This is a genomic window from Amycolatopsis sp. NPDC043889 (assembly GCF_056435645.1).
The window spans coordinates 79,022-95,483 of sequence record NZ_JBWKEC010000021.1 but is presented as its reverse complement, the minus strand read 5'-3'; the positions used below and the strand labels follow the sequence as shown (position 1 = coordinate 95,483).

At 68.3% G+C, this 16,462-nt stretch carries 16 protein-coding genes; 7 read left to right on the top strand and 9 right to left on the bottom strand.

What is annotated here, in order from left to right; translation table 11 throughout:
- Nucleotides 1–102: 102 nt before the first annotated feature.
- Complete coding sequence (locus AC0685_RS30545; RefSeq protein WP_478228653.1) at nucleotides 103–747, top strand: HAD family hydrolase; 645 nt, start codon at nucleotides 103–105, stop codon at nucleotides 745–747.
- On the opposite strand, the gene AC0685_RS30540 is transcribed toward AC0685_RS30545, so the two are convergent.
- Complete coding sequence (locus AC0685_RS30540; protein WP_478228652.1) at nucleotides 737–1,204, bottom strand: NUDIX hydrolase; 468 nt, start codon at nucleotides 1,202–1,204, stop codon at nucleotides 737–739. The two genes, AC0685_RS30545 and AC0685_RS30540, sit on opposite strands and share 11 nt — an antisense overlap.
- 141 nt (nucleotides 1,205–1,345) lie before the next feature.
- On the opposite strand from AC0685_RS30540, the gene AC0685_RS30535 reads away from it, so the two are divergent.
- Both AC0685_RS30535 and AC0685_RS30530 read left to right on the top strand, forming a co-directional pair.
- Nucleotides 1,346–1,789 (top strand): DoxX family protein, encoded by a 444-nt coding sequence (locus AC0685_RS30535; protein WP_478228651.1) that lies wholly within the window; start codon nucleotides 1,346–1,348, stop codon nucleotides 1,787–1,789.
- A gap of 195 nt (nucleotides 1,790–1,984) precedes the next feature.
- Nucleotides 1,985–2,410: a DoxX family protein gene (locus tag AC0685_RS30530; protein WP_478228650.1), complete on the top strand. Its 426-nt coding sequence runs from the start codon at nucleotides 1,985–1,987 to the stop codon at nucleotides 2,408–2,410.
- A gap of 81 nt (nucleotides 2,411–2,491) precedes the next feature.
- Here the strand turns inward: AC0685_RS30530 and AC0685_RS30525 are convergent, their stop codons facing one another.
- The 7 genes from AC0685_RS30525 to AC0685_RS30495 form a co-directional block, all read right to left on the bottom strand.
- The gene (locus tag AC0685_RS30525; protein WP_478228649.1) at nucleotides 2,492–3,097 is read right to left on the bottom strand and encodes a GTP-binding protein; all 606 of its coding nucleotides are present in this window, start codon (nucleotides 3,095–3,097) and stop codon (nucleotides 2,492–2,494) included.
- The gene (locus AC0685_RS30520) at nucleotides 3,078–3,449 is read right to left on the bottom strand and encodes a DUF742 domain-containing protein (RefSeq protein WP_034315285.1); all 372 of its coding nucleotides are present in this window, start codon (nucleotides 3,447–3,449) and stop codon (nucleotides 3,078–3,080) included. The genes AC0685_RS30525 and AC0685_RS30520 overlap by 20 nt, the downstream gene beginning before the upstream one ends.
- Nucleotides 3,446–3,856 carry a roadblock/LC7 domain-containing protein gene (locus AC0685_RS30515; protein ID WP_037341577.1) on the bottom strand — a complete coding sequence of 137 codons (411 nt, stop codon included), beginning with the start codon at nucleotides 3,854–3,856 and terminating at the stop codon, nucleotides 3,446–3,448. Before AC0685_RS30515 ends, AC0685_RS30520 begins: the two co-directional genes overlap by 4 nt.
- Nucleotides 3,857–6,349, bottom strand: a complete 2,493-nt coding sequence (locus tag AC0685_RS30510) for a sensor histidine kinase (protein WP_478228648.1) — start codon at nucleotides 6,347–6,349, stop codon at nucleotides 3,857–3,859.
- Between the two features lie 393 nt (nucleotides 6,350–6,742).
- A complete protein-coding gene (locus AC0685_RS30505; protein ID WP_478228647.1) occupies nucleotides 6,743–7,072 on the bottom strand; it encodes a hypothetical protein in 330 nt (109 codons plus the stop codon).
- Nucleotides 7,073–7,348: 276 nt separating this feature from the next.
- Nucleotides 7,349–8,530 (bottom strand): kynureninase, encoded by a 1,182-nt coding sequence (locus AC0685_RS30500; RefSeq protein ID WP_478228646.1) that lies wholly within the window; start codon nucleotides 8,528–8,530, stop codon nucleotides 7,349–7,351.
- Nucleotides 8,514–9,161 carry a transcriptional regulator gene (locus AC0685_RS30495; protein ID WP_478228645.1) on the bottom strand — a complete coding sequence of 216 codons (648 nt, stop codon included), beginning with the start codon at nucleotides 9,159–9,161 and terminating at the stop codon, nucleotides 8,514–8,516. The genes AC0685_RS30500 and AC0685_RS30495 overlap by 17 nt, the downstream gene beginning before the upstream one ends.
- A 149-nt stretch (nucleotides 9,162–9,310) precedes the next feature.
- Between AC0685_RS30495 and AC0685_RS30490 the strand changes: the two genes are divergently transcribed.
- Together AC0685_RS30490 and AC0685_RS30485 are read left to right on the top strand one after the other, a co-directional pair.
- Nucleotides 9,311–11,173 carry an AMP-dependent synthetase/ligase gene (locus AC0685_RS30490; RefSeq protein WP_478228644.1) on the top strand — a complete coding sequence of 621 codons (1,863 nt, stop codon included), beginning with the start codon at nucleotides 9,311–9,313 and terminating at the stop codon, nucleotides 11,171–11,173.
- 172 nt (nucleotides 11,174–11,345) lie between these two features.
- Nucleotides 11,346–12,002, top strand: coding sequence for a maleylpyruvate isomerase N-terminal domain-containing protein (locus tag AC0685_RS30485; protein WP_478228643.1), 657 nt, complete (start codon nucleotides 11,346–11,348; stop codon nucleotides 12,000–12,002).
- Between the two features lie 28 nt (nucleotides 12,003–12,030).
- On the opposite strand, the gene AC0685_RS30480 is transcribed toward AC0685_RS30485, so the two are convergent.
- The gene (locus AC0685_RS30480) at nucleotides 12,031–12,924 is read right to left on the bottom strand and encodes an SDR family NAD(P)-dependent oxidoreductase (RefSeq protein WP_478228642.1); all 894 of its coding nucleotides are present in this window, start codon (nucleotides 12,922–12,924) and stop codon (nucleotides 12,031–12,033) included.
- 370 nt (nucleotides 12,925–13,294) lie between these two features.
- Between AC0685_RS30480 and AC0685_RS30475 the strand changes: the two genes are divergently transcribed.
- Nucleotides 13,295–14,509, top strand: coding sequence for an MFS transporter (locus AC0685_RS30475; RefSeq protein ID WP_478228641.1), 1,215 nt, complete (start codon nucleotides 13,295–13,297; stop codon nucleotides 14,507–14,509).
- 428 nt (nucleotides 14,510–14,937) lie between these two features.
- Entirely contained in the window at nucleotides 14,938–16,395 is a 1,458-nt protein-coding gene (locus AC0685_RS30470) for a GGDEF domain-containing protein (RefSeq protein ID WP_478228640.1), read from the top strand.
- Nucleotides 16,396–16,462: the final 67 nt, after the last annotated feature.

The following is a 16,462-nucleotide window of genomic DNA, read 5'->3' as shown; positions in this document are numbered from 1 at the left end:
GCGCGGCGTTCACTTCGAGTACACATGTTCGTTTGGTAAGTTTCCTAACGAATGCGTACGGTAATCCGTACCACTCAGTGAGTCAAGACGTAGACTCGTCCCATGACCGGCGCATTGATCTTCGACTTCGACGGGACGCTGGTCGACACCGAGGCGGCCGTCCTCGCGGCCTGGCAGGAGACCTTCCGCGCTCGCGGCGGCGAGCTCCCCCTCGACGTCTGGCACACCGTGATCGGCACGCAGAACACCGCCGTCGCGATGTTCGAACTACTGGAGAAGAACGACGAGAACCTGGACAGGGTCGCGGTCCGCACCGGCGTCCGCGCCAGGGTCACCGAGCTGCTGGAGTCGGCGGGGCCACGTCCCGGCGTCGTGAAGTACCTCGCGGACGCGAAGGAGCACGGGCTGCGGCTGGCCATCGCGTCCAGTTCGACCGGCGACTGGGTCACCACGCACCTGAACCGCCTGGGCCTCGCGGACGCGTTCGAGGCCGTCCTCACCGGTGACCTCCACGAGGCGAAGCCGAGCCCGGACCTCTACCTTGCCGCGCTCGCCGCGCTGGACCTGCCCGCGGCCGAGGCGATCGCGTTCGAGGACTCACCGCACGGCGTCACCGCGGCGAAGGCCGCCGGGCTCGAATGCGTCGCCGTGCCGAACGAGATCACCGCGGTACTGAACTTCGACCACGCCGACCTCGTACTGGGTTCGCTGGCCGACAAACCACTCGGCGAGTTACTCAACCGTTGAGCAGTTCACCCAGCCGGACGAGGAACGGGCGCTGGCCTTTGAGCAGCTTCTCCTCCGCTTCGGCCAGCGCGAACCAGGCGACCCTGTCGACCTCCGGGAACTCCTGCGTCCGGCCCGACCGCGGCGGCCACTCCATCTCGAAGGTGCCCGGCACCACTTGAGCCGGGTCGAGGTCGCCCTCCACCGCCCAGACCGTCACGACCTTGCCGCCGGACTGCTTCACGACGCCGAGCGGGAGGTACTCCCCCTCGGGCGCCGGCAACCCCAGTTCCTCCTGGAACTCGCGCCGCGCCGCGACCTCCGGTGCCTCGTCCGGCTCGTACTCGCCCTTGGGCACCGACCAGCCGCCCGCGTCCTTCTTCGCCCAGAACGGCCCGCCCATATGCCCGAGCAGCACCTCGGTCACCTCGCCCGACCTGCGGAAGAGCAGGATCCCGGCACTCGTCTTACCCGCCATGCCGTCCAGTCTGGCCTTGCTCCGACCGGGTGATGTGACCGGCCCGCGAAAAAAGTTTCCGCGCGGATGTCGATTCACGCCGAGCCTGTCCGACGCGTTGTCAGAAGCCGCCCGACAGACACTCCCGGAAGGACCGGAACCATGACGCAGACCATCACCCCCGCCAAGACCACCGCCGCCACCACCACCCCGCGTGCCGCCAAGGCACAGGGCGCGATCCAGTCCGCCGTCCGGATCGTCGTCTCGTTCCTCTTCCTCTGCCACGGTTTGCAGGGATTCGGATTCTTCGGTGGCGTCGACGGTGCGGGCGGCTCGGTCGAGCTCGGTTCCTGGCCCGGCTGGTACGGCAGCGTGATCGAACTCGTCGGCGCCGCCTTCGTGCTGGTCGGCCTGTTCACCCGGCCGGTCGCGGTGCTCCTCTCCGGTGTCATGGCCTACGCCTACTTCACCGTGCACGCGCCGGAAGGCTTGCTGCCGCTGCAGAACATGGGCGAGCTGTCGACCCTCTACTGCTGGATCTTCCTGCTGATCGCCGCGATCGGCCCGGGCACCTACGCCCTCGACACCTTGCGCCGCCGCCGCTGAACGGAAAACGCGAGGCCCCTTTCCTGGAACCATTCCAGGAAAGGGGCCTTTTTATCGCGAACCTGTCGATTCGCTGTCAATAAACGGGGCATACCATGGAATTACCCCCCGAAAGAAAGTTCCCTGCCGATGGGGGTATCCGGCATCCTCTATCGCATCAATGGTTTAGACCACCTTGAGCCGGAAGGATGCGTCATGACCCAGACAGCCGCCGCCACGACCACGGAAGTCGGCCCGACCTCTCCCAAGTGGCAGGGACTGGCCCTCTCCGTCGTCCGCGTTGTGGTCTCGTTCCTCTTCCTCTGCCACGGTCTGCAGAAGATGGGCCTGTTCGACAAGCCCGCCGTACCGTTCGCCACCTGGCCGGGCTGGTACGCCGGGGTGATCGAAACGGTCGGCTCGCTGCTGATCCTGGCGGGCCTGTTCACCCGCCCGGTCGCGGTGCTGCTCTCGGGCACGATGGCGTACGCGTACTTCGTCGTACACCAGCCCGACGCGCTGCTGCCGTTGCAGAACAAGGGCGAGACGGCCGCGCTGTACTCCTGGATCTTCCTGCTGTTCGCGGTGGTGGGACCGGGCACCTACGCGCTCGACACCCTGCTCCGCCGCCGCAAGTCCTGATCGCCCACCGATGCAAGGAAAGGTCCTTTCCTCGCAAAATTTGCGAGGAAAGGACCTTTCATTGCACAACGGCGAGGGGCGTCAGCGGCCCTGTGGCAGCCCCGCGGCCAGGTCCGACAGCGTCAGCACGTGCTCCATCAGCACGGTCAACACCTGCTTCGTCGAATCGCGTTCCCGCGCGTCGCACAGCAGCAGCGGGACGTCCATGCCGACGTCGAGCGCCTGCCGGACCTCCTCGGTGCCGTAACGGTAGGCGTTGTCGAAGCAGTTGACGGCGACGACGAACGGCAGTCCGCGGCGCTCGAAGAAGTCCACGGCCGCGAAGCAGCTGTCGAGCCGCCTAGTGTCGGCCAGCACGACCGCGCCCAGCGCGCCTTCGGCCAGCTCGTCCCACATGAACCAGAACCGGTCCTGTCCGGGCGTGCCGAACAGGTAAAGGATCAGCTCGGGGTTGATGGTGATCCGGCCGAAGTCGAGCGCCACCGTGGTGGTCGTTTTCTTCTCGACACCGGTGAGGTCGTCGACGCCCTCGGACGCCGCGGTGATGACCTCCTCGGTGCGCAGCGGGGGAACCTCGCTGACCGAACCGACCATCGTGGTCTTACCGACCCCGAACCCGCCGGCGATGAGGACCTTGACCGCGTTCGCGGTCAAGGATCGCCGGGGCTCAGAGTTTCCGGATGCCATCAAGAACCGCCTGGAGTACGTGTTTGTTGGGGGTGTCGGTGACCGGGGTCGCGGTGCGGAACAGCACGAGGTTCTGTTCGATGAGGTCGCTCAGCAGCACCTTCACCACCGGCAGCGGCAGGTCTATACGCGCGGCGACCTCCGCGACGGAAGTCGGTCTCTGGCACAGGTTGAGGATCCGCCCGTACTCCGGCTCGAAGCCCGCCACCTCCTGCGAGGAGCGCATCGCGACCACCAGGGTGATCAGGTCGAGGCCGATCGTGTCCGAGCGGGTGCGCCCGCCCGTGACGGCGTACGACCGGACCAGCGGCCCGGCCTCCTCCTCGAACCACGACTCGTGCCGCCCGCTCATGGCGACGTGGGAGTCGCGGCGCGGGGCGCTGAGGTGAGCACCGCGCCGACCCGTTTGACCATCAGGTTCATCTCGTAGGCCACGAGGCCCATGTCCGCGTCCTCCTTCGCCAGCAGCGCGAGGCACGCACCGCGGCCCGCCGCGGTGACGAACAGGAAGGCGTGGTCCATCTCGACCATGGTCTGGCGGACGTTGCCGCCACCGAAATGCCGTCCCGTGCCCCGCGCGAGGCTCTGGAACGCCGACGCGACCGCGGACAGGTGCTCACCGTCCTGCTCCGACAGGTTCCCGGACCGACCGATGAGCAGGCCGTCGGAGGACAGGACTACCGCCCTGTCGGCACCGCTGACGCGCTTGACCAGGTCATCCAGCAACCAGTCGAGTTCACTGACTCCCGCGTTGGCCATCTAGTCACGATCTCCGTACATGTCGAGGTCGGTGTAATCGTCGGTCGGTTCGGTGTCCCGCGCGCGGCGCGTGCCCTGTTGGAACGCGGCGAGGCGGTTCCTCGCCAGCTCGGGGGTGTCCTCGCGGACGTCCTCGCGCTGGGCGGCGGGCCGGTCCTCCATCAGCTGGGGGACCAGGTTCGCCTGACGGCGGCGCTGCGGCAGCGGTGGCCTGCCGGGCGCCTCGGGGCCGGGCCGCCGGGTCTGCGGCGGACGGCCGTCCTGCGGCCGGGTGTCGGCGGGCGGCCACGCCGGCTGCGGGCGACCCTCGGCACGCACGGGCTCGGGGCGGATCGGCTCGGGCCGCGGAGTCTCCGGCCGGGGAACCCGTGGCGGACGTGGGGGCAACGGCGGCAACGCGGATCCGGGTTGTTCCGGGGCCTGCTGCTGGGGTTGCGGCTGCGGCGCGACCGGCATCGGCACGGGCAGCTCGGGCCGCTCCGCGGGGATCTCGGTGCGGTGGCGGGCACGACGGCCCGGAAGCAGCGGCGCGGCTTCCGGCACCTCGGTGCTCTCGGGGTCCACCTCGTCCTCCGGCTGATCAGACGGGACCGGCGCGAGCAGGTCGGTGCGGACGAGCACGATGGCCCTGGTGCCGCCGTACGCGGATTCGCGCAGGTGCACGGAGATCCCGTGCCGCGCGGCGAGGCGCGCGACCACGAACAGGCCCAGCCGTGGCTCGGCTGACAGGGCCATGATGCCGAAGTCCGGCGGATCGGCCAACATCGCGTTCAGCTCGGCGGCCTGTTCTGGCTCGATGCCGAGGCCCTGGTCCTCGACCTCGATCACGACACCCTTGCCGACCACGTTGCCCCGCAGCTCGACGCGCGATTGCGGCGGCGAGAAGGACGTCGCGTTGTCGATCAGCTCGGCGAGCAGGTGCACGAGGTCGCCGACGACCGGGCCCTGCACCGCCATCGCGGGCATCTTCGCCGTCTTCACCCTGGCGAAGTCCTCGGTCTCGGCCGAGGCGCCGCGGGTCAGCTCGGCCAGCGTCACCGGCTTGCGCCACTGACGGCCGGGCTGTCCGCCACCGAGGATGATCAGGTTCTCCGCGTTGCGGCGGGCGCGGGTCGAGAGGTGGTCCAGCTGGAAGAGCGTTTCCAGCTGCTCCGGGTCCTCCTGCTTGCGCTCGGCCTGGTCGAGCACCTTGAGCTGGCGGTGCACGATGACCTGGCTCCGGTGCGCGATGTTGAGGAACACCGTCTTGGTGCCCTCACGGGTCTTGGCCTCTTCGACCGCGGCCGCGATGGCGGTCTGCTGCGCCTTGTTGAAGGCCTCGGCGACCTGGCCGATCTCGTCGTCGCCGTGGTCGAGGAAGTGGCCCTTGTCGTCGAGGTCGACGGGTTCGCCCGCCCGCACGCGGTCCACCAGTTCCGGCAGCCGGATCTCGGCGACGTCGAGGGTGTCCTCACGCAGCCGCGCCAGCCGTCCGATGAGCCGGTTGGACAGCCGCAGGGCGATGACGAACACGCCGATCGCCACCAGCAGCGCGAGGGCCGCGGCGATGGCCGACGTGATCAGCGTCCGGTCGGCGTCGTCGACCGCCTGCGTCGTGGCCGTACCACTCTGCTCGACGAAGCCGCGCATCATCGCGTCGCTGACGCCGCGTGCGGCCTGCAGCCACGTCTGCTCGGGGATGGGGAGCGTGGCCTTGCTGTTCTGCAGGAAGGTGTTCTCGACCGTGGTGACGGCCTTCCACGGATCGCTCGCGACGAGCTGGTCGAACTTCGCCTTGACGTCCGGGAGCATCCGCGAGACCGACGACTCCAGCTGCGAGCGGTAGGAACCGACCTCGGTCACGTAGGCGCGGTAAGTCTCGTCGGTGAAGCCGCCGCCGGCGACGGCCGCGGCGGCGAGGGCGTTCGCGCGCTGCATCTGGTCGATGGCGGTGAACAACGGGACCGCGGTGATCCGCTGATAGGCGTTCTCGGCGTTCGGCGCGTCCTGGGCCAGCCCGGTGAGGCCCTCGACGAACTGGTCGAGGATCTGGTTGTAGAAGGTGAAGGCGTCCAGCAGCGGGAGCTGGCCGGAGTCGGCCGACTGCCGGATCTGCGGCGCCTTCTGCAGGAGCCCGTTCAGCGTGGCGATGTTGCGCTGCACGCTGTCGGGCGAGTCACCGACGAACTTCTGCAGATGCGCGGCGACGCCCTGGGCGGCGGCGTCGGTCTTGGCGCGCTGCTCGGTGAGCGTGGCGTGCTGCGACCGGTCGCCGGCGAGCTCGCGCAGCGTCAGGCGCCGCTCTTCCTGAACCTGGACGAAGAAGGGAAGAGAGGGGGCTTCCGAGTCACGGATTCGCTGCGCGTAGTCACGGCCGTCGACCGCGTCGGAGATCAGGTACCCGCCGATCGCCAGACCGACCAGCATCAGCGCGATGCTCGGAATGAGCGCGATCGTCAGAACGCGCGAACGAATCGAAGAGCCGCGGCCTCGTCGAAGGGAATTCTGCTTCACCGTGGTCCGTTTTCCTTCCGGCAGTTTTTGGTGTCGGGTCGCCGGGGATTCCTACCCGCGGGATCCGATAGCCGGATCAACACAGCGTGGTCCGCTCCGCCCGCGACGACGCTAGGAGACCCAAACGGGTGAGTCAAGTCCGGACGCGAAGGGTAGTCGCGTATGGCCGTGACCTGCTGACAAGAGGTAGCCGGACCAGGAAAGTCCACCACGTGGGACGGGGCACCCGGCTAAGTGACTCACCAGTAGATCACCTGGCGGTTTACCGCAGGCAGCGGCTTGATCGGCACTCTTCGGACTCGATCAAGTCACACCTCGGCGCGTTCGTGTCCAAGCCGGAAAGTCCACGAAAACTACACGCCGTGACCTCGCTCACGCTTTCGGACCAGAGCTTCACATACCGTTCGGTTTGCGAACGACATCACCGCGGAGCAACGCTGTCGTAACGCCCTTCGCGCCACGAAATCGAGAATTCCCGCCGCCCATTGCCGTCGATTCGGCGAAATGATCTTCGCGGGAACCGCCGAGCTCGTCGTCGAGGAGCGCGTCGACCCTCCCGGAGGCGTCGCGAAGGATCCGGGCACCCGCCCAGCACAAGGTCGCCACCCCGCAGACGAGGATCACGACGAGAGCGGTCTCGACCGGATACCGGGTACCGAATTCGTTGAGCAGAAAACCGGAGGCGGCACCGGACACGGCGACGGCGACATAGGTGAACGACATGGTCCCCTCCTTCTCCCGGCGCCGCGGCCCGCGCCTCGCCGGTAAGACGGGCGACGCGGGTTTTCCTTACGCCACAAGGGAAGGATCTACGTCACACACGCGGCGAGCGAATATCGAGATTAACAGCGGATTCGCGAAAGATCGCGCGTTCTCCCCCGCCGGGGCGAGGTGATCACCTATTTGCCACGGATTCCCGAATGACGTTCACCCTTTTCGCCACCGCCAGTGTCATCCGGAAGACAGACCGGAGCCTTCGAAAATGCTCGAAATACCTGCTCAGCTCCGGAGATCCCGCAGCGTCGTCACGGCGCGAAGCACCTCGCCATAGGTCGTGTAGAGCGGCGCCAGCCCGAACCTCAGCACGTTGGGCGGCCGGAAGTCGCCGATCACGCCGCGGTCGATCAAGGCCGCCATCGTCTTGGCCGCGTCGTCGTCGACGACCGAGATCTGGTGGCCGCGGTCTTCACCGCGCGGGGTCGGGATCGTCGCGCCGTCGAGGAGTTCGTCGGCGCACCGGAAGAAGAACTCGCCGAGCGCGAGGCCCTTCTCCCGGAGCAGCCCGCGGTCCACGCCGTCCCAGACGTCGAGGGCCGCGTCCAGTGCCAGCAGCGAAAGGATGTCCGGCGTGCCCGCGCGGCCTCGCGCGATACCCGCGTCCGCCTCGTACGCGCCCCGCATCGCGAACGGGTCGCGGTCGCCGGCCCAGCCCGCCAGCGGCTGCTCGAACCGGTCCAGCCATTTCGTTGCCACATAAAGGAAAGCGGGCGAGCCGGGGCCACCGTTGAGGAATTTGTAGGTGCAGCCGACGGCGAGATCCACGCCCGCCGCGTCGAGCTCGACCGGCAGCGCGCCGACGCTGTGACAGAGGTCCCAGAGCGCCAGTGCCCCGGCGCGGTGGAGCGCCGCGGTCAGCCCGGCCATGTCGTGGGCGCGCCCGGTGACGTAGTCGACGTGGTTGATCAGCGCGACGGCCGTCCGTTCGCCGGCCTGGGCGGGCATGTCCTCGGCGACGACCCGGCGCACCGTGCGCCCGGTCAGCCGGGCGACCTCGTCGGCGATGTAGCCGTCGGTCGGGAAGGTGTCCGCGTCGACGAGGATCTCGTCGCGGCCGGTCTGGAGACGGGTGGCGGCGACCAGCGCCTTGAACAGGTTCACGCTGGTCGAATCCGCCACGACGAGCTGCCCCGGCGCGGCGCCCACCAGCGGCGCGATCCGTTCACCGACCCGCACCGGAGCCTCCCACCAGCCCTCCGACCAGGATCGGATGAGCCGCCCGCCCCACTGCTCGCGGACGACCGCGGCGACGCGTCCGGCCACGTGCTTCGGCGGGGCCCCCAGCGAGTTGCCGTCGAAATAGGCGACGTCCGCGTCGAGGTCGAAGTCGTTTCGCTTGTGCGCCAAGGGATCGGCCGCGTCCAGCGCCGCGGCCTCGGCTACGAGGTCAGTCACGGCGACCATCGTCGGCGAGAGTGTTCCAGAAGTCCAGCTCGTACGCCTGGAACAGCCGCGCGTGGGTCCGAGCGTCCTTTTCGGACAGATCACCGGCGTCGAGCGCGGTCTGCACCGCTTGGACAGCCAGGTCCTCGAGCTCCGGCGACGGCGTGCCGAAGAAGTCGAAGAAGGCGCAGGCCTCGTCGTCGAAGCCGTACCGCTCGCGCATCGCGGCGGCGATCGCGGCACAGTACCGGCCGAAGGCGGCGAAGTTGGCGACGATCGCCACGATGACGTCCGCCGGTTCGCCGTTGAGCGCGAGCCAGGCGACGAACGCCGGGTACGCCTGGCATCCCGCGCGCGGCTCGAAGCCGGGCGACTCCTCGGCGAGCGCCGCCAGCTTGCCGAGCGCCAGCCCCTCGCCGGAGGCCAACGCCGTGAAGAACTCCCGTGCCCGCTGCTCCTGGGAACGCGACGCGAGATGGAGGAAACTGCGCCAGTCACTACGGACGATCCGGTACTCCTCCGCGGCGATCGCGGCGAAGACCTCGCGCGGCGCCTCACCCGCCTCGACCAACGGGATGAGCCTGTTCTCGTCGTCGCGGGGCGCCAGCTCCGCCTGGACCGCGTCGATCAACTCGCGTGCCGAACCGGTCATCGTCGAGGCTCCTCCTGGTGCGGGACTGACGCGGTGAAAACGGAAAAGGTGGACATTTCGCGGAGCACGACCGTGGCCGCGATTCTCTATCCAGCACTGCCGACAGCCCTTACAGTGTGCCTGATCAGGCAGCATCGAGGAGGCCAGCGTTGACCACCCAGCCGACCGTCGCCGAGCAGATCGAAGGCCAGACCATCCCCGCCCTGCTTCACCGCAACGCCCAGGAGTTCGGTGACCTGCCGGCGGTCACGTCACTCGACATCGAGGGCAAGCCGACCCTGAACTGGGCCGAATTCCGCACCGCCATCGCGGAGGTTTCCCGAGGACTCGCCGGCCTCGGGCTCGGCGTCCGCGACCGGATGCTGATCATGGCGCCGAGCAGTCCGGACCACCTGATCGCCGATCTCGCCGCAGCCCATCTCGGCGCGATCCCCTGCACCGCGTACGCGACGCTCAGCCCGGAGCAGATCGGGTTCGTCGCCCGGCACAGCGCCGCCGGCGTCGTCGTCCTCGCCGGTGCCGACGAACTCGGCCGCTGGTCGCAGGTCCTTGACGACCTGCCCGCGCTGCGGCACGTCGTCCTGCTCGACGCGTCCGTGGTCCCCAAGGACGACGAACGGTTCCTGTCGTTCGCCGAGCTGCGCGCGGCCGGCGCCGAAGCGCACGCGGCGGACCCGCAGGCGTTCGAGACCGCGTGGTCCGCGATCACCCCGGACGATCCGCTGTCGATGATCTACACCTCCGGCACCACCGGCGACCCCAAGGGTGTCGTGCTGTCGCACCGCAATGCGATCTACCAGGCCGTCGCCGTGCAGAAACTGCACGACTCGCCGATGCACGCCACGAACATCGCGTACCTGCCGCTCGCCCATATCGCCGAACGAGAACTGTCGATCTACATGCCGATCGTGTGGGCCGGGCACGTGCACACCGTCGCCGACCCGACGGGCGTCGTCGGCGCGCTGGGCCAGGTGCACCCGAAGAGCTTCTTCGGCGTCCCGCGGGTGTGGGAAAAGATGGTGGCCGGCCTCAAGAACCTGCTCGGCTCGCTGCCGGAGGACAAGCGGAACGGCCTGATCGCCGCGAACGAACTGCTGCAGCAGGGCTACAAACTGCGCAGTGACGGCAAGGAGGTGCCGCCGGAACTCGCCGAAAAGATCGCGCGGACCGACGCGGCCGCGCTCGCGCCGGTGCGGGCGATGCTGGGCCTCGACCAGATCGAGGTCGCCTCCAGCGGTGCCGCCGCGCTGCCGGTGGAGATCCTGTACTTCATCGCCGGGCTCGGCGTCGAGATCCAGGAGGTCTGGGGGCTGTCCGAGACCACCGGCGCGGTCACCTCGAACACGCCGTCGGCGTTCAAGGCCGGTTCGGTCGGCCGTCCGCTGGAAGGCATCGAGGTGAAGGTCGCCGAGGACGGCGAACTCCTCGTCCGCGGCGCGATCGTGTTCCTCGGCTACCTGCAGGCGGACGGCACGATCAACCCGGACGTCGACGCCGACGGCTGGCTCGCCACCGGCGACATCGGGACGATCGACGAACGCGGCTTCGTCACGATCACCGACCGCAAGAAGGAACTGATCATCACTTCGAGCGGCAAGAACATCGCCCCGACGAAGATCGAAGGTCTCCTGAAGGAACACCCGCTGATCGGGCAGGCCGTCGCGATCGGCGAGAAACGGCCGTACGTCACGGCGCTGATCGTCATCGACGACGAGATCGCGCCGGGCTGGGCGACCGCGAACGGCATCCAGCCGGCGGAAGGCGAATCGCTCGCCGACAACGCGGAGGTCCGCGCGGAGATCGAGAAGGCCGTCGAGGCGGCGAACGCGCGGCTGGCCAGGATCGAGCAGATCAAGCGGTACCACGTGATCCCCAAGGCGTGGACGCCGGAAAGCGGCGAGGTGACCCCGACCTTGAAGCTGAAGCGGCGGATCATCAACGACCGGTACGCGCCGACGATCGCGGACCTGTACGCGGCCGCTCCGGAACCCGCCCCCGCCGCCGGTTCCTGACGCACGTAAGCCGTAAGACGCGTGCTTGAAGCCGTAACTCGCGTGTCTGGAGCCGTACCTCGCGAGTTACGTCTTCAAGCACGCGAGTTACGAGTTCGAGCACGCGTCTTACGGCTTCGAGCACGGGGCGAAGGAGTCGCGACCGGCGAGCGACCGCTGCTAACTTGCCGCCGTGGATCTCTTCTCCCGCTCCTGGGCGGCGCTCCTCAGCGCCGTCGCCGAAACCCCCGACGAAGACTTCGCCAAACCGTCCGGCTGCGCCGGCTGGCTGGTGCAGGACCTGGTGTGTCACCTGGTGATCGACGCCCAGGACGTCCTGATCACCCTCGCCACTCCCGCCGAGACGGAACCCACGCGCGACGCGGTCACCTACTGGGAGGTCGCCGAGAAGCCGCCCACCGGCGAGGACGACCTCGACGCACTGATCGTGCGGCTCGCCGCCGCCTACCAAGAGCCGCGGCTGCTCAAGTTCCACCTCGACGACGTCGGCTCCGCCGCGGGCCGCGCCGCCGGCCTGGCCGACCCGGCGACGCGGGTAGCCACCCGCGACATCGTCCTGACCGCGGGGGACTTCCTCTCCGCGTACGTCCTGGAGTGGACGCTGCACCACCTCGACCTGGTCGCGCATCTTCCGCGCCTCGACGGCCCCGCCGCCGACAGCCTCGCCAGGACACGGCAGATCCTGGAGCAGCGCACCGGCGAAACGCTCCCGGCGTCGTTCTCCGACACGGACGCGCTGCTGGTCGGCACCGGCCGCCGTCAGCCGACGGACGCCGAGAAGGCCGAACTAGGCGACCTGGCCGCGAAGCTGCCGTTCGTCGTCGGCTAAGTCTCAGGGCAGCGGCCGACTCGCGTGATCAGGCCGTCCGGGTCGACTCCGTCCACTTGCGCAGCCGGGGCGGGACACGCTTTTCGAGGCCGTAGTTCTCCAGGTGCGCGCTGAAGACCTCGTCGAAGGCGCGCTGCACGGTCTCGGTGTCCCACACCGGCCGCTCGAGGATGGGCTGCTTCAGATACGGCTGCCCCATGACGTGCAGCTGCGGCCCGTTGCAGCGGATCATCTGCCCGGTGATCCCGTCGGATCCGGAGCCGAGCAGGAAGAGCACGACGGGCGCGATCCGCGACGGCGTCCGGTCCGGCGGGCAGGCCCGCAGCGACCGTTCGGATTTCCACACCATTCGGGTATGCGCGAGCGGGCAGACCGCGTTCACCCGGATCCCGCTCTCCTCCAGGTCGAGCGCCCACGAGTAGGTCAGCGAAGCGACGGCGCCCTTGCTGGCGGCGTACACGCCGAGCTTGCGCTGCCCGAGCGACGCCCCCGAAGAGATGTTGACGATCGAGCCCGGCTTGCCCCGCGCCACCATCGCCTTGATCGCGGCGAGCCCGGTGTACATGACGCCGAGGACGTTCACCTCGATCAGTTCGCGGGCCTGCTCGACGTCGTCCTCCCACGGAAGCGCCTCGTAGTTCAGGCCCGCGTTGTTGACCAGCCCGTCGATCGCGCCGAACTCGGCGAGGCACAGGTCGACGATCTCCTGTGCCTGCTTCGGATCCGCGACGCTGTGCCCGCTGGCGACCGCCCTGCCCCCGAACCGGCGGATGTTCTCCGTCGTCCGTTCGGCCAGTTCGGCGTCGATGTCGTTGACCACGACGGCCCCGCCCGCCCTCGCGACGTGCACCGCGAACGCCTCGCCGAGGCCTCGCCCCGCCCCGGTCACGACGACGGCCTTGTCTTCGAGCAACCCGTTCATCGCCTTCACCCCTTTGACCCAGCCGGCCTCCGCCTCCAGACCGGTCTCTACTCAGTGTTGGACCATTCGGCCCAACCGGAACGCCGGCGGCGGCGAACGGCGGCCCGGCTGCGCCGAGCGAGGGCGGGGCGATCGGCGCGCAGATACCCGCGGGCGAGTCAGCCGACGTCACCCACCGGTCAGACGGCGTAGCCCGATCAGCTCAACAGGCGAAGGATTCAGCGGTCTTCTGTTGGTCTCCCTGTAGCCGGAGGCATACTGAACGTTGTCCGGCGGGACGAAAACTGTGACTCCCTCAGCGACCGCGTAACACGGCAGGCAAGAATGCGAGGGACGTAAGTTCACCCGATCGGGGGGAGGTGGTCACGCAGTGAAGACGAACGCGGCGCCGCGGATGACCGCCGCCCTGGCGAACCGCGAGTTCCGCGCACTCTGGCTCGCCGAGGTGCAGTCCCTCATCGGGGACCAGCTCACCATCGTCGCGCTGGCGATCCTCGTCTACGACCGGACAGGCTCCGCACTGCTTTCCGCGGTGGTCTACTCCCTCACCTTCCTGCCCGCGCTGGCCGGCGGTCTCGGCCTCTCCCAGCTGGCCGACCGGTACCCGAGGCGCACCGTCCTCGTCGTCTCGTCCCTGATCCAAGGCGTGCTGATCGCGATCATGGCGATCCCCGGCACCCCGCTCGCCCTGCTGTGCGGGCTGGTGGTGCTGGCGCGGCTCGTGAACGCTCCCGGCAACGCGGCGCAGAACGCGCTGACCCGCGAGGTGTTCACCGACGACGACCTCTATCTCAAGAGCCAGGACATCAGGGGCATCTCGACCAACACCGCCATGCTGCTCGGCCTGGCGGGCGGCGGCCTGCTGGTGTCTCAGGTCGGGGCGAGCTGGGCACTGGCGCTTGACGCCGCGACCTTCCTGCTGAGCGCGGCCGTGGTCCGCTTCTCGGTCTCCCGGCGGGCGGCGGCGTCCGACGGCAACGGCAGCTGGTTCGGCGCGGTGAGGCAGGTTTTCGGCAACCGTCACCTGCGGGTGCTGGTCTGGTTCTCGTGGCTGGTCGGCCTGGCCGTCGTCCCCGAGGGGCTGGCCGCGCCGCTCGCCGCGGAGCTGGGCGTGGGGAAACAGGCCGTCGGCTGGCTGCTGGCCGCCGATCCGCTGGGCTTCGTCATCGGCGCGTTCCTGCTGTCCCGGTTCGTCTCGGCGGAACAGCGGCGAAAGCTGCTCGGCGTGCTGGCGGCACTACCGATGGTCGCCCTGATCGCCTTCGCGCTCGAACCCGGGCTGATCCCGGCGTTGCTCCTGCTGGCGGCGGCGGGTGCCGCGGGGGCGTACCTGATCACGGTGAGCGCCACGTTCATCACGTGGGTCCCGAACGAACTCAGGGGCGGTGCGGGTGGGGTGTACCGCACGGGGTTGCGGGTGGCTCAAGGAATAGGGGCGGGACTCGGCGGGTTCGCCGCCGATCGGCTCGGGTCGGCGACCTCGGCCATCGCGCTGGCGGGCGTGGTCGGCCTGCTGCTGGCCGTACTGGTCGCACTCAGCTGGGGACACATCAACGGATCCAGCCCGGAACCGCTGCTGTCATGAGGAATCCACACTGGACGACCCCTGGGGCGGCACGGCCGCCCGGCGGGTTCGTACTCGGAAATCTCGACACGACACTGCTTCGGCACCTCAGTGAAAAGAAACGGCTTCTGATCAGAAGTCACGGCTCGACACGGTCACACACCTCCCGGCCACCTCGTTGCTGCGAACTAATACCTTGTCCGGGCTCAGAAGTCACGACTGGACACTATCCGTCACCCCTTCCGCGTCACGTCTCGAAAAACATTCAGTTGCCAAGATCAGAAATCACGGGACACGATTGGCACCTCCGGTCCGTGTTCGCGGGCACCCTTGCCTGTGTCGGACAACCGATGCGATGGGATGATACCGGCCGTGGAATACGAACGGTGTATCAGTCGGTACCGGTGAGATTACTCAGCCGTGCCGTCCGCGCGGAAAAGAGGTAGCAATTGCCAGCCGAGACCGGTGACCGCCGCCAGCACGGTGACGGCACCGGCGACCTTGACGACGCGACGGCGACACCCGCCGCCCAGAGCGGTGTACCGGTGACCGAACGCGGGCAGGCGAGTCCGGAAGGTGACCGGACCGGGCCGCCGGAACGCCATCCCTACGATCCCAGGGCGTGGGCGCTGTGGCAGCGGCCGAAGCGATTCATCGCGTTCCTTTTCGCGATGGAGGCCATCGGAATCGCGATCATGGTCGTCGCGACGATGAATTCCACTAATCCGGGAAGAATAGACTGGGTTCGTTTCGCGGTTCTCGCTGTCGGCGCCACGGCACATATTCAGCTCACCCAGCGGCAAGAAGAAAGACGGCGCGACCGAAGCCGCACCGTCCTCATCGACCTCACGGCGGTCTGGACATTTCCCGCCGCGGTGATCCTGCCACTTTCGCTCACGCTTTCCATCATCGCGATCGTCCGGATCCAGCATTGGTTCATCGCCCGCCGTCCCGCGCACAACTTCGTGTTCTCGTCGGTCACCCACGGCGTTTCGGTGACACTGGCGTCGCTCACCTTCGCCGCGTTCGGGCCGCATGAATGGGGCAGGATCTCCGGCTGGGACACCCTCGGCGAGTTCGGTGTCCTGATCGTCACCGGAATGGTCTTCGAAGCGGTGCAGATCGCCTACATCGGCGGCATCCTCGCGCTCGGCTCGCCGAAGCGGCCGTCGATCTCCACAGTGCTCGGCAACGCGGCGGACAACCTGCTGGAGGCCATCACGATCGGCCTCGGCGCGGTCACCGCGGTACTGCTGTTGATCATGCCACCGATGGTGATCGTGATGGCCGTGGTGACGGTGGTGTTCAATCGCCTCGCCGAGATCGACCAACTGCAAAACGACGCGCGGACGGACCCGAAAACCGGCGTTCTCAACATGCGCGGATGGTCGGAGTCGGCCGATCGGGCGCTTGGAAGGACTGCCCGATCGGACGACAACCTGGCCCTTCTGATGATTGATCTCGACCACTTCAAGTGGATTAACGACACATATGGACATCCGGCGGGCGACGACGTCCTCCGCGATGTGGCACGGAAATTGGACGAGGTCACCCGGCCCGCCGACGTCATCGGCCGCTTCGGCGGCGAGGAATTCCTCGTACTCCTGCCGGATATCGACGAAACGGCGGCCAAACTCGCCGCCGAGCGAGTGCGCAGTGCTATCGCCGAACTGCATATAGTGACTACCGACAAAAGGGGCAGCCGGGTGACCATCTCGGGCCGCACCGCCTCGATCGGGGCGGCCTTGTTCCCTCGTCACGGTGAATCCCTGGAGGAACTCCTGCACGCCTCCGACGCCGCCGTCTACGTGGCCAAGGAGAACGGCCGCAACCAGGTGCGCTTCGCCCAGGACGTGGACCGGCCCGCTCCTCCACCGCCCACCGAAGACGAGCATTCAGAGGACTAAACGCGTTCGGCCGGTCACGCCATCAGGGGACCGCCCAAGAAACCCCGGGGGTTATCCGGATGTCGGC

Excerpts from the sequence above, each read along its gene's own strand:
- AC0685_RS30545 (WP_478228653.1), top strand. The coding sequence starts at position 103 with ATGACCGGCGCATTGATCTTCGACTTCGACGGGACGCTGGTCGACACC.
- AC0685_RS30540 (WP_478228652.1), bottom strand. The coding sequence starts at position 1,204 with ATGGCGGGTAAGACGAGTGCCGGGATCCTGCTCTTCCGCAGGTCGGGC.
- AC0685_RS30535 (WP_478228651.1), top strand. The coding sequence starts at position 1,346 with ATGACGCAGACCATCACCCCCGCCAAGACCACCGCCGCCACCACCACC.
- AC0685_RS30530 (WP_478228650.1), top strand. The coding sequence starts at position 1,985 with ATGACCCAGACAGCCGCCGCCACGACCACGGAAGTCGGCCCGACCTCT.
- AC0685_RS30525 (WP_478228649.1), bottom strand. The coding sequence starts at position 3,097 with ATGGCATCCGGAAACTCTGAGCCCCGGCGATCCTTGACCGCGAACGCG.
- AC0685_RS30520 (WP_034315285.1), bottom strand. The coding sequence starts at position 3,449 with ATGAGCGGGCGGCACGAGTCGTGGTTCGAGGAGGAGGCCGGGCCGCTG.
- AC0685_RS30515 (WP_037341577.1), bottom strand. The coding sequence starts at position 3,856 with ATGGCCAACGCGGGAGTCAGTGAACTCGACTGGTTGCTGGATGACCTG.
- AC0685_RS30505 (WP_478228647.1), bottom strand. The coding sequence starts at position 7,072 with ATGTCGTTCACCTATGTCGCCGTCGCCGTGTCCGGTGCCGCCTCCGGT.
- AC0685_RS30500 (WP_478228646.1), bottom strand. The coding sequence starts at position 8,530 with ATGGTCGCCGTGACTGACCTCGTAGCCGAGGCCGCGGCGCTGGACGCG.
- AC0685_RS30495 (WP_478228645.1), bottom strand. The coding sequence starts at position 9,161 with ATGACCGGTTCGGCACGCGAGTTGATCGACGCGGTCCAGGCGGAGCTG.
- AC0685_RS30480 (WP_478228642.1), bottom strand. The coding sequence starts at position 12,924 with ATGAACGGGTTGCTCGAAGACAAGGCCGTCGTCGTGACCGGGGCGGGG.